Source organism: Duganella violaceipulchra, from assembly GCF_019166075.1.
GTDB classification, from domain to species: Bacteria; Pseudomonadota; Gammaproteobacteria; order Burkholderiales; family Burkholderiaceae_D; genus Rugamonas; species Rugamonas violaceipulchra.
The window spans coordinates 38,940-52,674 of sequence record NZ_JAHTGR010000011.1 but is presented as its reverse complement, the minus strand read 5'-3'; the positions used below and the strand labels follow the sequence as shown (position 1 = coordinate 52,674).

The 13,735-nt window shown below is 65.2% G+C and carries 12 protein-coding genes and 1 pseudogene; 6 read left to right on the top strand and 7 right to left on the bottom strand.

Going from position 1 to position 13,735, the window contains the following annotated elements:
- Position 1: 1 nt before the first annotated feature.
- Complete coding sequence (locus KVP70_RS20415; RefSeq protein WP_217944009.1) at positions 2-1,270, bottom strand: MFS transporter; 1,269 nt, start codon at positions 1,268-1,270, stop codon at positions 2-4.
- 97 nt (positions 1,271-1,367) lie between these two features.
- Positions 1,368-1,796: an Rrf2 family transcriptional regulator gene (locus KVP70_RS20410; RefSeq protein WP_229224963.1), complete on the bottom strand. Its 429-nt coding sequence runs from the start codon at positions 1,794-1,796 to the stop codon at positions 1,368-1,370.
- 179 nt (positions 1,797-1,975) lie between these two features.
- On the opposite strand from KVP70_RS20410, the gene KVP70_RS20405 reads away from it, so the two are divergent.
- The 4 genes from KVP70_RS20405 to KVP70_RS20390 all read left to right on the top strand — a co-directional run bounded on the left by KVP70_RS20405 (position 1,976) and on the right by KVP70_RS20390 (position 7,355).
- Positions 1,976-4,246 carry a nitric-oxide reductase large subunit gene (locus KVP70_RS20405; RefSeq protein ID WP_217944007.1) on the top strand — a complete coding sequence of 757 codons (2,271 nt, stop codon included), beginning with the start codon at positions 1,976-1,978 and terminating at the stop codon, positions 4,244-4,246.
- A gap of 294 nt (positions 4,247-4,540) precedes the next feature.
- Positions 4,541-5,956: a copper-containing nitrite reductase gene (nirK, locus tag KVP70_RS20400; protein WP_217944006.1), complete on the top strand. Its 1,416-nt coding sequence runs from the start codon at positions 4,541-4,543 to the stop codon at positions 5,954-5,956.
- A 2-nt stretch (positions 5,957-5,958) separates the two neighbouring features.
- Positions 5,959-6,774 (top strand): formylglycine-generating enzyme family protein, encoded by an 816-nt coding sequence (locus KVP70_RS20395; protein WP_217944005.1) that lies wholly within the window; start codon positions 5,959-5,961, stop codon positions 6,772-6,774.
- On the top strand, positions 6,771-7,355 hold the full coding sequence (locus KVP70_RS20390) for an SCO family protein (RefSeq protein WP_217944004.1): 585 nt from the start codon (positions 6,771-6,773) through the stop codon (positions 7,353-7,355). Before KVP70_RS20395 ends, KVP70_RS20390 begins: the two co-directional genes overlap by 4 nt.
- A gap of 11 nt (positions 7,356-7,366) precedes the next feature.
- Here KVP70_RS20390 and KVP70_RS20385 read toward each other — a convergent pair whose 3' ends face one another.
- From KVP70_RS20385 to KVP70_RS20375, 3 genes are all read right to left on the bottom strand, one after another.
- On the bottom strand, positions 7,367-7,831 hold the full coding sequence (locus KVP70_RS20385; protein WP_217944003.1) for a GNAT family N-acetyltransferase: 465 nt from the start codon (positions 7,829-7,831) through the stop codon (positions 7,367-7,369).
- A 330-nt stretch (positions 7,832-8,161) separates the two neighbouring features.
- Positions 8,162-8,806 (bottom strand): dihydrofolate reductase family protein, encoded by a 645-nt coding sequence (locus KVP70_RS20380; RefSeq protein ID WP_217944002.1) that lies wholly within the window; start codon positions 8,804-8,806, stop codon positions 8,162-8,164.
- A complete protein-coding gene (locus KVP70_RS20375) occupies positions 8,803-9,231 on the bottom strand; it encodes a GNAT family N-acetyltransferase (RefSeq protein ID WP_217944001.1) in 429 nt (142 codons plus the stop codon). Before KVP70_RS20375 ends, KVP70_RS20380 begins: the two co-directional genes overlap by 4 nt.
- Positions 9,232-9,419: 188 nt before the next feature.
- Between KVP70_RS20375 and KVP70_RS20370 the strand changes: the two are divergent.
- Both KVP70_RS20370 and KVP70_RS20360 read left to right on the top strand, forming a co-directional pair.
- Positions 9,420-11,633: pseudogene (locus KVP70_RS20370) on the top strand (ribonucleoside triphosphate reductase).
- A 1-nt stretch (position 11,634) separates the two neighbouring features.
- Positions 11,635-12,342 carry an anaerobic ribonucleoside-triphosphate reductase activating protein gene (locus tag KVP70_RS20360; protein WP_217943998.1) on the top strand — a complete coding sequence of 236 codons (708 nt, stop codon included), beginning with the start codon at positions 11,635-11,637 and terminating at the stop codon, positions 12,340-12,342.
- Here KVP70_RS20360 and ubiT read toward each other — a convergent pair.
- Together ubiT and ubiV are read right to left on the bottom strand one after the other, a co-directional pair.
- Positions 12,339-12,830, bottom strand: coding sequence for a ubiquinone anaerobic biosynthesis accessory factor UbiT (ubiT, locus tag KVP70_RS20355; RefSeq protein WP_217943997.1), 492 nt, complete (start codon positions 12,828-12,830; stop codon positions 12,339-12,341). The two genes, KVP70_RS20360 and ubiT, sit on opposite strands and share 4 nt — an antisense overlap.
- On the bottom strand, positions 12,827-13,729 hold the full coding sequence (gene ubiV, locus KVP70_RS20350; protein WP_217943996.1) for a ubiquinone anaerobic biosynthesis protein UbiV: 903 nt from the start codon (positions 13,727-13,729) through the stop codon (positions 12,827-12,829). Before ubiV ends, ubiT begins: the two co-directional genes overlap by 4 nt.
- Between the last annotated feature and the right edge of the window lie 6 nt (positions 13,730-13,735).

The window sequence follows — 13,735 nt, the reverse complement described above, 5'->3', positions numbered from 1 at the left end:
CTCAGGCGGCGACCGCGCCGGCGACCGGCTGCGCTGCCGCTGTGGTGCGGTACGAGTAATGCATCCAGACCAGCGACACGCAGACCGTGCCGTACAGCAGCATGAAGGCGCTGGAGCGCACGCCGGTCAGGTCCAGCAACGCGCCGAACATGATCGGCAGCACGAAGCCGCCCAGGCCGCCGGCCAGGCCGACCACGCCGGACACGGCGCCGATGTTGTCGCTGAAGTCGTCGCCGATGAATTTGAAGACCGAGGCCTTGCCGATCGCCATCGCGGTGCCGACCACGAACAGCAGGCCGGTGAACATCCACGGCGTCAGCGCCAGGTGCAGTTGCAGGTCGCCGTGGGTGGTCTTGACGGTCATCGCGGTTGGCGGATAGGACAGCAGGAAGAAGCAGACCCAGCACACCCACATCACCCACCAGGTGACCTTGTGGGCGCCGTAGCGGTCGGCGATCCAGCCGCCCAGCGCGCGCAGCACGCCGCCCGGCAGCGAGAAGCAGGCCGCCAGCAGGGCCGCCAGGCGCAGGTCGAAGCCGTATTCGCCGACGTAGTATTTGGTCATCCACAGCGCCAGGCCGACGTAGCCGCCGAACACCACCGAGTAGTACTGGCAGTAGCGCCACACGCGGCGGTCCTTGAGCACCTTGAGCTGCTCGGAGAACGGCACGCTGGCGCCGCTCTGGTGCGAGGGGTCGGTGGCCGAGAACACCCAGAACAGCAGCGCCGTGACCAGCATGGCGACGGCGTACACGGTGGGCAGCATTTGCCAGCCCCAGCCCGCGATGATGGCCGGCGCGACGAACTTGGTCAGCGCCGAGCCGGAATTGCCGGCGCCGAAGATGCCCATCGCCAGGCCGCGCCGCTCGCGGGAGAACCAGCGCGCCACATAGGGCGTGCCGACCGAGAACGAGCCGCCGGCCAGGCCGATGAACAGGCCCAGCACCAGGAACTGCCAGTAGGCGGTGGCCAGCCCGACCAGGTAGATGGCCGGCACGGTAGCCAGCATCAGCAGGAAGAACACGATGCGGCCGCCGTATTTGTCGCACCAGATGCCGAGCGGCACGCGCACCAGCGAGCCGCTGAGCACGGGCATGGCGGCCAGCAGGCCGAATTCGGTTTCGTTCAGGCCGAGCATCTTCTTGATGGGGATGCCGAGCACGGCGAACATCATCCAGATCGCGAAGCAGATCGTGAACGACAGGGTGCTGCTGACGAGCACCTGGACGGCCTTGTTATTGTTAGACACTTTCAATCTCCTGACGGACATGGGGATGGCATCAGCTTAAGCGCTGCGGCTCTGTCCGACTATCGGCAGGAAGGCCAGATCGGCAAGGCAATCAGGCTAGCGGCCTAGGCCGAAAGGACTAGGCCGCCACGGCATCAGGCGCATGGACAGGACAGGCCAGATCGGCCAAAGTCACAGCGTCCAGCGCCGCCAGGTAGGCGTGCACCGCCTGCCCCAGCATGCCCTGCACGCAGCAGCGCCCGGCGTGCACGCAGGGGGCCTGGCGGGCGTCGAAACAATCGGCCATATAAAAGTCCGGCTCGCTGGCGCGCACCACGGCGCCGATGCGGATCGCCGCCGGCGCCCGCGCCAGCGCGATGCCGCCGTGGCGGCCGCGCACGGTGCGGATCACGCCGGTCAGGCCGAGCTGGTACACCACCTTGGTCAGGTGGTGCCGGGACATGCCGTGCAGCTCGGCGATTTCGGCGATCGTCGCCAGCCGGCCCTGCTGGCCCGCCAGGTAGATCAGGGTGCGCAGCGTGTAATCGGTGAAGGCGGTAAGGCGCATGAAGGGCTCCAGTGAAGTCGGCAGCGCCATTATTCACGCATCCAAAATATTTGTTCATAACCTGCATCAAGAAAAACTGGAATCGAATATACATGTTTAAACCACGGGACTAGAATCGGCTCCGTCGATCCGGTCTTGACCGCCTCGCGTCTCATTTCACCAACCTAAGGAACCATGCCATGCAAGCCACACGCAAGCTCTGGACCTGGCTCGCCGTCATCTGCGCCCTCTCCTTCGCCGTCCTCGGCTGGGTGGGAGCGGAAATCTACCTGACCGCGCCACCCATCCCCAAACAAATCCTCAGCGCCGACGGCGCCGTGCTGTTCGACGAAGGCCAGGTCGACCGCGGCCAGCAAGCCTGGCTGTCGGCCGGCGGCCAGCAGCTCGGCACCGTCTGGGGCCACGGCAGCTATGTCGCGCCCGACTGGTCGGCCGACTGGCTGCACCGCGAAGCGCTGGCGCTGCGCCAGATCTGGGCCCAGCGCGAGTTCGGCGCCCGTTTCGACGATCTGAGCAAGGCCAACCAGGCGGCGTTGAACGCCCGCCTGAAGGAAGAAATGCGCCACAACAGCTATGACGCGGCCAAGGGCAGCATCACGCTGTCGGCCGACCGCGCCGCCGCCGTGCGCGACGTGGCGCGCCACTACACCGGCCTGTTCGGCGACGACCGCGCGCTGGACCACCTGCGCGAACAATATGCGATGAACGCCAATTCGCTGACCGACCAGGACGACCTGAAGGCCTTGCCGGCCTTCGTGTTCTGGTCGGCCTGGGCGGCCGCCACCGACCGCCCCGGCTCCGTCGACCTGAGCTACACCAGCAACTGGCCGCACGAACCGCTGATCGACAACCGTCCCAGCACCGGCGCCGGCGTCTGGTCGATCGCCAGCATCATCCTGATGATAGGCGCCATCGCCGCCATGGTGATGGTGCATTCGACCGCCAAGGAGGAAGCCGATCCGGCGCCGCCGAAGACCGATCCGCTGTTCAACCTGAAGCCGACGCCGTCGATGCTGGCGACCAAGAAATACTTCTTCGTGGTCATCGGCCTGATCCTGGCGCAGGTGGGCATGGGCGTCATCACCGCCCACTACGCGGTCGAGGGCCAGAGCTTCTTCGGCTATCCGCTGGCGCAGATCCTGCCGTTCGTGGTCAGCCGCACCATCCACACCCAGTTCGCCGTGCTGTGGATCGCCACCGCCTGGCTGGCCACCGGCCTGTACATCGCGCCGGCCATCTCCGGCCACGAGCCCAGGTTCCAGAAGCTGGGCGTGAACCTGCTGTTCTACGCGCTGCTGTTCATCGTGGTCGGCTCGACCGCGATGGGCTGGATTGGTTCGCTGCAACACAAGGGCACGGCCTTCGCCTTCTGGATCGGCAACCAGGGCCTGGAGTTCACCAGCATGGGCCGCATCTGGCAAATCCTGCTGTTCGTCGGCCTGCTGTTCTGGGTGCTGCTGCTGGGCCGCGCCCTGTGGCCGGCGCTGGTCAAGAAATCGGAAAGCCGCGGGCTGATCATGATGGTGTTCCTGGCCGCGCTGTGCATCGGCGGCTTCTACGCCACCTCGCTGACCTGGGGCCGTCATACCCACTATTCGATGATCGAGTACTGGCGCTGGTGGCTGGTGCACCTGTGGGTCGAGGGCTTCTTTGAAGTGTTCGCCACCGCCGTGATCGCGCTGCTGTTCACCCGCCTGGGCCTGATCCGCGCGGCCACCGCCAACAGCGCCATCGTGCTGGAGACCATCGTGTTCCTGTTCGGCGGCATCCTGGGCACGCTGCACCACCTGTACTTCACCGGCACGCCGACCTTCGTGATCGCCATCGGCGCCATGTTCTCGGCGCTGGAAGTGGTGCCGCTGTCGATGATCGGCGTCGAAGCCTGGCGCAACTACCAGCGCTCCAAGGCCGCACCTTGGGTGCAGACCTACAAGTGGTCGATCCTGTGCTTCATCGCGGTCGGCTTCTGGAACACCATCGGCGCCGGCCTGCTGGGCTTCTCGATCAACACCCCGATCGCGCTGTACTACATGCAGGGCCTGAACATGACGGCGGCCCACGGCCATGCCGCGCTGTTCGGCGTGTACGGCATGCTGGGCATCGGCTTGCTGCTGTTCTGCCTGCGCGGCCTGAGCGACCGCCTGGCCTGGTCCGACGCGCTGCTGAAACCGATGTTCTGGTGCCTGAACATCGGCCTGGCGATGATGGTGTTCATCTCGCTGGTGCCGGCCGGCATCTACCAGGCCTGGGCCAGCGTCAGCACCGGCATGTGGTTCGCCCGTTCGCCGGAGGTGATCCATTCGAAGGTGATGGAAACCCTGGTCTGGATGCGCGTGCCCGGTGACGTGGTGTTCGCCATCGGCACGCTGTTCCTGGCGCTGTTCGCCTGGCGCCTGCTGACCGTGCGCGGCAAGGCCCGCCTGGCGGCCGTCGCCGCCGACCGCGCCTGATTTGCGTTGACCCCGCACGGCCAGGCGGGGTCAGACCCCATGCGGGGTCTGACCCCTATGTGGCACGGCACGCCCGCCACCCAAGCGCGCGGGGTTGGAACCCGCGTGCTTTAGTCCAAGATGTCCCTCGATTGCGTCTAGCCCGCCATCCTGGACGGCATCTATCCCTTCGACGCCCTCAACCCCGGCGAAATCATGCGCGCTGATTCTCGAAATTAATAATCCAGGTCAAGGACTTTGCTGTTTGCTTCCCCTAGCATGGCTTCGTCCCACAACCACAAGGCGAATAAAAAAATGAAAACGCAATTGAAACTGGTCGCAGCCGGCATTACCAGCGCCGTACTCGCCATGCTCCCCGCCACCGCGGCCACCGCGGCCGAGACGGCCCTGCCCACCATCACCCAGGAACTGCTGGCGCCGCCGCTGCTGCCGCCGCCGATCACCCGCAAGACCCCTGCCAAGGTGATCGTCAACCTGACGGTGGAAGAAGTCGAGCGCGAGATCGCACCCGGCACCCGCTACACCTTCTGGACCTTCGGCGGCACCGTGCCGGGCAAGATGATACGGGTGCGCGAAGGCGACACCGTCGAGCTGCACCTGCTGAACCTGCCGGACAACAAGCTGCCCCACAATATCGACCTGCACGCCGTGAGCGGTCCCGGCGGCGGCGCCGCGCAGACCCTGATCGCTCCCGGCAACGAAGCCAGCTTCACCTTCAAGGCGCTGTCGCCCGGCCTGTACGTGTACCACTGCGCCACCGCGCCGGTCGGCATGCACGTGGCCAACGGCATGTACGGCATGATCCTGGTCGAGCCCAAGGAAGGCATGGCCCCGGTCGACCGCGAATACTATGTGATGCAGGGCGACTTCTACACCAGCGGCGCCTACCGCGCGCCCGGCGTGCAGGGCTTCGACATGCAGAAGGCCATCGACGAGAAGCCGACCTATGTGCTGTTCAACGGCGCCGACGGCGCGCTGACCGGCAACAACGCGCTGACCGCCAAGGCCAACGAGAAGGTGCGCCTGTACTTCGGCGTGGGCGGTCCCAACATCACGTCCAGCTTCCACATCATCGGCACCATCTTCGACCGCGTGTACACCGAGGGCGGCAGCCACTACCAGGAAAATGTGCAGACCACGATGGTGCCGGCCGGCGGCTCGACCATCGTCGAATTCGTGCCGCGCGTGCCGGGCAACCTGACCCTGGTCGACCATTCGCTGACGCGCGCCTTCAACAAGGGCGCCATCGGCCTGATGGCGGTCAGCGGCCCGGAGCGGCCGGACATCTACGGCAAGGGCATCAAGAAGCCGCTGGCGGGCAGCGCGACCGCAGCCAAGGCCGCGCCGGCGGCCGCCAAGCCGGTGGTGGCGGGCGTCGACCGCGCCCAACAGCTGCGCGGCAAGGCCGTCTACGACAGCACCTGCTCGGCCTGTCACCAGGCGGACGGCAAGGGTGTCGCCGGCGTGTTCCCGCCGCTGGCCAATTCCGACTTCTTCCAGCAGCGGCCGTATGAGATGGCGCACATCGTGCTCAACGGACGCAGCGGCGAGATCGTCGTCAATGGCGAGCACTACAACGGCGTCATGCCGCCGCAGGACCTGAGCGACGACGACATCGCCGCCGTCATCAACTATGTCGGCGTGGAGATGAACAAGGGCACGCCTGCGGTGACGCCGGCCCAGGTGCGCGACATGCGCAAGGCGCGCTAGCCATGAGGCCCCGTGCCGCGTCCGGTGGGTTGCCGCCGGTGCTGCTGATGCTGGCGGCGCTGGCTGGCCGGGTCGGTGCCGCCGACGTGGGCTACATCGCCATCGCCGGCGGCACGCTGCGCAGCGTGCTGCCGGCCGACGGCGTGGACGCACCGGCGCTGGTGGCGCCCTACCTGCTGCGCAGCCGGCTGGTCACCAACGCCGAGTACGCGGACTTCGTGCGGCGCACGCCGGCCTGGCAACGCGGGCTGGCGCCGGCGCTGCTGGCGGCGCCTACCTATCTGTCCGGCTGGAGCGGCGCCACCGACTACGCGCCGCTGGCCGCCGACGCGCCGGTGGTGCGGGTGGGCTGGTTCGCCGCGCAGGCGTATTGCGCCTCCGAAGGCGGCCGCCTGCCGCGCTGGTACGAATGGGAGTTCGCGGCCGCCGCCGACGACCACCGGCCCGACGCCCGCGACGACCCGGCATGGCTGGCCCACATCCTCGGCTGGTACGCCGACGCCGGCAAGCAGCCGCCGCGCAGCGTGGCGACCGGAGCGGCCAACTACTACAGCATCCATGACTTGCATGGACTGGTGTGGGAATGGGTCGAGGATTACAGCGGCCTGTTCGTCAATGCCGACAGCCGCGCCAGCGGCGATCAAAAACTGCTCGATTATTGCGGCGGCGCCGCGGTGTCGCTGGCCGACCGCCGCAACTACGCCGTACTGATGCGCCTGGCCCTGTTGTCCGCGATGGAAGCGCGACAGGACGGCGCCAACCTGGGATTTCGCTGTGCGCGCGATCCCGTCACTCCGATTCAAGGAAGCAAGCCATGAACAATATCGCCTCCCTGCGCCGTGCCGTCCTGGCCGCCGCGCTGCTGCTGCCGCTGTGCGCCTGGACGGCCCTGGCCGCCGCGCTGCCCGGCAACTCGATCTATCGCCTCGACGCCACGCTGACCGATGCCACCGGCCAGCACTTCGCCCTGCACGACATGGCGGGCACGCCGGTGCTGATCACCATGTTCTACGGCGACTGCCATGCGGCCTGCCCGGTGATCATTGAAACGCTCAAGCGCACGGTGGCCGCGCTGGGACCGGACGGCAAGCGGCTGCGGGTGCTGATGATCAGCCTCGATCCGCGCCACGACACGCCGGCCTCGCTGTCCGGTTTATTGAAGATGCATCAGCTCGATTCGGCGCAGTTCCGGCTGGTGACGGCGGACGGCGACAGCCAGACGCGCGCACTGGCGGCCACGTTGAACATCAAGTACCGCAGGCTGGAGAACGGCGAAATCAACCACACCACCCGCATCGCGCTGCTCGATGACAAAGGCACGGTGCTGGTGGACAGCACCCGGCTCGATGCCGAACCGGATCCGGTGTTCGTCAAGCGGGTGGCTGCGTTGATCAAGTAGGCAGGGTGAAACTATGGCTTGAGCTTAAACCCCTCGTGACTTCCAACAAAGCCGAGGCGGGTGTAAAAACGATGCGCCTCCGCCCTGCTTTTATCGCTGGTCAGCTGAACCAAACCACAATTGCGTTCACGAGCCAGCAGGATGGCTTGCTGCATAAGCCAACTACCGATTCCCTGCCCGCGCAAGCCACTGTCAACGCGCACGGCTTCGATATTGGCTCGCAGCGCGCCACGCCGGCTAAGTCCGGGTATGAATGTCAATTGCAACATTGCGATGACCCTTCCCTCCAGCTCGCCAACCAGCAAGTACTGATTGATATCGCTATCTATTGCGTTGAAAGCCTGAACATAACAGGCTTCGCTACTGCCGATAGCTTCTCGATTTTTCCCCAAGGTGTCATCGGCCAATAGTTCCAACAATCGAGACAAATCACCGATTCTGGCGCGACGCGGGGTCAATTTTTCATGATCAATCATTGGTGGTATCCGAGAAAATTACGCTTCAGCAGAGAGCTTCAGGAACTGACCCACGATAGCGGTGTTCAGCGCCGATCAGTTTGGCTTTCGCCTGCGAAGTGCAGGCCTTCAGGATCATTTCCCCTCAGCTAACCTAAAGGGTATGCACACGGGGTGCGCCGCCGCTCTCCTTGTGGCAAAACTTCGATTTTCTCTTCGATTTTCCCCTATTTTTTCAAGCATCAGGCTATTTCCGGATCTGCCGACCGAAATTGGGGAAAGCCGAAAAAAATAGGAGAGAAAATAGGAGGTTCGCCACAACGACCGCGCAGGCGTGCCCCAACCGGGGCCTCAGGTGCGCCGGAGCACAACATGGGTCGCCTTCTCCGTTCCCACGAACTCGACGCATTTATATCCCAGCGCCCGCAGGTCGGCCCCTTCGAACAGGCGCTCGCCACTGCCCAGCAGAATCGGGGAGATCGCGACGTGCAGCTCGTCGATCAGCCCCTCTTGAAGATACTGTCGAATCGTGTCGGCGCCGCCACCAATGCGCACGTCTTTGCCGTTCGCTGCTTCGCGGGCGCGGTCCAGCGCTTCATGGATGCCGCCGGTGACGAAGTGGAATATCGTGCCGCCTTCCATCTGAATCGATGGCCGCGCATGATGGGTCAAGATAAAAACCGGGACGTGGTACGGCGGGTTATCTCCCCACCAGCCGTTCCAGCTTAAGTCGGGCCAAGGCCCACGTACCGGTCCGAACATGTTCCGCCCGAGTATCCACGCGCCGACGTTTTTAAATCCCCGCGCCGCAAAATCGTCGTCGACCCCGGTCGTGCCATCGCCCGCACCATGGGCCTGCTGGAACGTGCGGGTTGGAATGAACCATTGGTGCAGCTCCTTCCCGCCCACGCCGAGCGGTTCATTGAGATCCTGATTCGGTCCAGCCCCATAGCCGTCGATGGAAATCGTGAAGCTTTCAACTCGAACTCGCGTCATTTGGATTCTCCATTCAAATCATCGTTCCGATGCTGCATGCCTGGCGCGTCGTCCGGGCGTTTGGCAAACCCACAATGTACATAAAAATCGGCTTTGCCCTTTGCACAGAACAGCTGGATGTCATTAATCCCCGCAGCCCGGCATCGCGCAACCAATGTGTTAATCAATTCCTCGCCAAGACCACGGCGCTGATATTCAGGATGAACAATCATCTCCGTAATGAAGGCATGCAGCTTGCCATCCGAAATGACGCGGGCGAAGCCTACCAATTGGTCTGCGTCATATGCGGCAAAGGATGCCCAGGAGCCGCGCAGCGTCGCTTCGTAAAACTCGTCGCGCCGGTCAAGCGGTCCCCAACCTGTGGTGTCATAGAGGGCTTTAAACGCAGTCGCGTCTGGTGTCGCTGGAGAGAATGTGTAGGTCATCCAGCTATTTTAATTAATTTTCTTACACTGCGCGTAAAGCCTCCGTGCCGGCCAGACGCCGGCCTCTGAGTACAGCTCAAAGACAATCCATATCAAGGAATTGCAAAACTGTGCTGACTTTCGTTGACGACACCATATCTAGTGCATAACCTAGGCAAACCAACTAGATATGGGATCAAGGAGCAAGCATGCAAGGATTAATTCACACCCGGATCATCAAGCGCGACGGCAGCGAGCAAGCCTTCACGCTGGCCAAGATCGAGGCCGCACTATTGAAAGCCGGCCGCGCCAGCGGCGAGTCCGACCTGCCCGAAGCGCGCCACCTGGCCGAGTGCGCGCTGCTGCATTTGTCGTCGCTGCGCCCGCAAGACCGGCTGACGGTCGAACTGATACAGGACACCGCCGAACGCGTGCTGTACGACGCCGGCTACCGCAAAACCCTGCGCAGCTACGTGGTCTACCGCGAGCAGCACGCCAAGCTGCGCCAGGACCGCCACGCGCTGGTCGACGTCGCCGCCTCCATCAACGAATACCTGGAGCGCCAGGACTGGCGCGTCAACGCCAACGCCAACCAGGGCTATTCGCTGGGCGGGCTGATCCTCAACGTCTCGGGCAAGGTCATCGCCAACTACTGGCTCAGCCACGTCTATCCGCCCGCCATCGGCGAGGCCCACCGCGAGGCCGACCTGCACATCCACGACCTCGACATGCTGGCCGGCTACTGCGCCGGCTGGTCCTTGCGCACCCTGCTCAACGAAGGCCTGAACGGCGTCCCGGGCAAGGTCGAGTCCAGCCCGCCGCGCCACATGTCGAGCGCGATCGGCCAGATCGTCAACTTCCTCGGCACGCTGCAAAACGAATGGGCCGGCGCGCAAGCGTTCAGCTCCTTCGACACCTACATGGCGCCGTTCGTGCGCAAGGACGGCCTCAACTACGACGAGGTCAAGCAGTACATGCAGGAGCTGATCTACAACCTCAACGTGCCGTCGCGCTGGGGCACGCAAACGCCGTTCACCAACCTGACCTTCGACTGGGTCTGCCCGGAAGACCTGCGCGAGCAAATCCCCCGCATCGCCGGCGAGGACATGCCGTTCGCCTACGGTGAGTTGCAGGCCGAGATGGACCTGATCAACCAGGCCTACATCGAGATCATGATGACCGGCGACGCCAAGGGCCGCGCCTTCACCTTCCCGATCCCGACCTACAACATCACCGAGGACTTCGACTGGGACAGCCCGAACGCCGAACGCCTGTTCGAGATGACGGCGCGCTACGGCCTGCCCTACTTCCAGAACTTCATCAATTCCGAACTCAAGCCCAATATGATACGGTCGATGTGCTGCCGCCTGCAGCTCGACCTGCGCGAGCTGCTCAAGCGCGGCAACGGCCTGTTCGGTTCGGCCGAGCAGACCGGCTCGCTGGGCGTGGTGACCATCAATTGCGCCCGCCTCGGCTATCTGCACCGCGGCGACGAGGCCGGCCTGCTGGCGGCGCTGGACCGCCTGCTCGAACTGGGCCGCGACAGCCTGGAGATCAAGCGCAAGGTGATCCAGCGCCACATGGACAACGGCTTGTTCCCCTACACCAAGCGCTACCTGGGCACGCTGCGCAACCACTTCTCCACGCTGGGCGTGAACGGCGTCAACGAGATGGTGCGCAACTTCGACCCGAGCGGCGAGCACGACATCACCAGCGACTGGGGCCGCGCTTTGGCGCTGCGCCTGCTGGACCACGTGCGGGCGCGCATGGTCGAGTTCCAGGCCGAGACCGGCCACATGTACAACCTGGAAGCCACACCGGCCGAGGGCACCACCTACCGCTTCGCCAAGGAAGACCGCAAGCGCTATCCGGCCATCCGCCAGGCGGGCACGGCCGAGATGCCCTACTACACCAACTCCTCGCAGCTGCCGGTCGGCTACACCGACGATCCGTTCGAGGCGCTCGAGCAGCAGGACGCATTGCAGCGCAAGTACACCGGCGGCACCGTGCTGCACCTGTACATGACGGAAGCGCTGACCAGCGCCGACGCCTGCCGCTCGCTGGTGCGGCGCGCGCTGAGCCGCTTCCGCCTGCCCTACATCACGGTCACGCCGACGTTCTCGATCTGTCCCAAACACGGCTACCTGAACGGCAGCCACCCTTATTGCCCGAAATGCGACGCCGAACTGCTGGCGCGCAAACAGGCCGTCAACGCTTGACCTTTATCTCAACCAAGGAGTGACATGAACAATCTGCCGCAAACCACCATCACCGAACTGGACAACGCCGAACGCCAGCCTTGTGAGATCTGGACCCGCGTGATGGGCTACCACCGCCCGCTGGCCTCCTTCAACATCGGCAAGCAGGGGGAGTTCCATGAACGCAAATTCTTCAGCGAAGCCGCTGTGAACGCCAGCCGCTGACATGGGCGCCGCCACGCTCAAGGTGGGCGGCTACACGCCGTTCAGCGCCACCGAATACCCCGGCCTGCTGTCGGCCGTGGTATTCGTGCAGGGCTGTCCATGGCGCTGCGGCTATTGCCACAACCCGCATCTGCAGCCGCGCACCGGCGCCAGTCCGCTGCCATGGGACGACATCCTGGCCGCACTGGCGCGGCGCGTGGGCTTGCTGGACGCGGTGGTGTTCTGCGGCGGCGAGGCCACCATGGACCCGGCGCTGGGCGACGCCATCGCCCAGGTGCGCGCGCTCGGCTTCCGGGTCGGACTGGAGACGGCCGGCATCTACCCCGACCGGCTGGCCAGCGTGCTGCCTCTGGTGGATTGGGTGGGACTGGACGTCAAGGCGCCGTTCTCGCTGTATCCCGTCGTGACCGGCGTGCCCGGCAGCGGCGATCCGGTGCGGGCCAGCATCGCCGCCGTACAGGCCAGCGGCGTTGCCTATGAATGCCGCACCACCGTGCATCCGGCCCAGCTGCCGCCGACGCAGCTGGTGGCGCTGGCGCGGACCCTGTCGGCGCTCGGCGTCGAGCATTATGTGTTGCAGGAGTTCCGCGCCACCGGCTGCCAGGACCAGACGCTGTTGACCAGCGCGGTGGCCGGCTATCCGGGGGGCGAGCTGCTCGAACGTATCGAGCCGCTGTTCCCCCGTTTCAGCGTGCGCCGCAACCACTAGCGCGGGCGCCGCCCCGGCAGGGTGTCGAGCAAGCGGGTCAAGGTCTGCTTGCTCAATTCCGTCAGCGGCAACGCGATCCCATCCAAGGTATTCTTGACCAGCAGCCCCAGTTCGGTGTCGCCCTGCATCGACAGGCGGCGCGAGAAGAACAAGGTGTCCGGGTCCAGCTCGCGCCGCGCCAGGGCGATGAAGTCGCGCGTGCAGGCGCCGATCTCCAGGTCGGCCTCGCCTTGCGCGCGCACGGCCGCGAAGCCTTGCTCGCGCCAGGTGAAGTCGAACGCCACGCCGGCGTCGCTGACGCGGACGCGCAGGTGTTTGCCGCGCAGGCTGGCGCGCACATCCTCCGGCAGATGCGGACGCAGCACCAGGTTGAGCGCGGCCACGCACAGCAGCGCGCCGGGATAGGCCGGCAACAAGCGGCCCAGCGCCGCCAGGGGCGCCGGCAGCGGCAGCGCGCCGCCGGTTTGGTTCATGGTGACGGGATTCATGCGGCGTGCTCCATCCAATAGTCAAGTCCGGGTTGGCCATACCAATAGCCATTGCAGGCGGCGGCCGGCAGCAGACCTTCCATCGCCTGCGCCGTCGGCGTCGCCGTCGAGGCGCCGCCGCGCGCGGCGTCGAACGCGGCGATGATCTGCGGCATGTGCTGCGATTGCGGGCTCAACCTTGCGACATCGACGCCCAGCGCCTGCATCTGCGCCACTTCGTTGACCAGGTTGTACACCAGCGCGGACTGGCTCTGGATGCCGTTCAGCACCAGGAAATCCTGCTGCTCGCGGGTGCGCATCATCAGCCCGTCCGGATGGTCGATGCAGCTGAAGCGGCAATCGTCCTTGGGCAGGTTGCGGTTGCGCGCGGTGAAGCAGCGCGCCGAAAACGCCAGCGGCATGCGGCCGAAGGCGAACACCTCGGTCTCCATGCCGTCCGGGCGCTGTTGCTGCATGTGGCCCAGGCCGGCGCGGCCCATCTCCAGCGGCATCACCCAGCGCCGCGCGCCCAATTCGTGCATCAGCGCCAGCGTCGGCGGATTGTAGATGTTCAGGTGCGGGCCGGCGATGAAGCCGCCCTGGCCGGACAGCAGGTGCACCGCGGCCATGTCGTTGGCCTCGACCCGGTAGTGGCCGTTGGCCGCCAGCCGGCGCTGCGCGCCCAGGTCGGCGCTGGACTCGATCAGCGCCAGCGACGACAGCACCACCTGCTTGCCGCGCGCGGCCAGCAGGTCGGCGATCGTCAGCCAGTCGGCGCTGCGCAGTTCGTGGCGGCGCGAGCACACCGTCTCGCCGAGGTAGACAATATCGACCGGGGTCGCGGCGATCTCTTCATAAAATTCCATCGTTTGGGCGCGTGGCCAGTAGTACAGCAGCGGCCCTAGGGCAAGTTTCAACATGGTGAC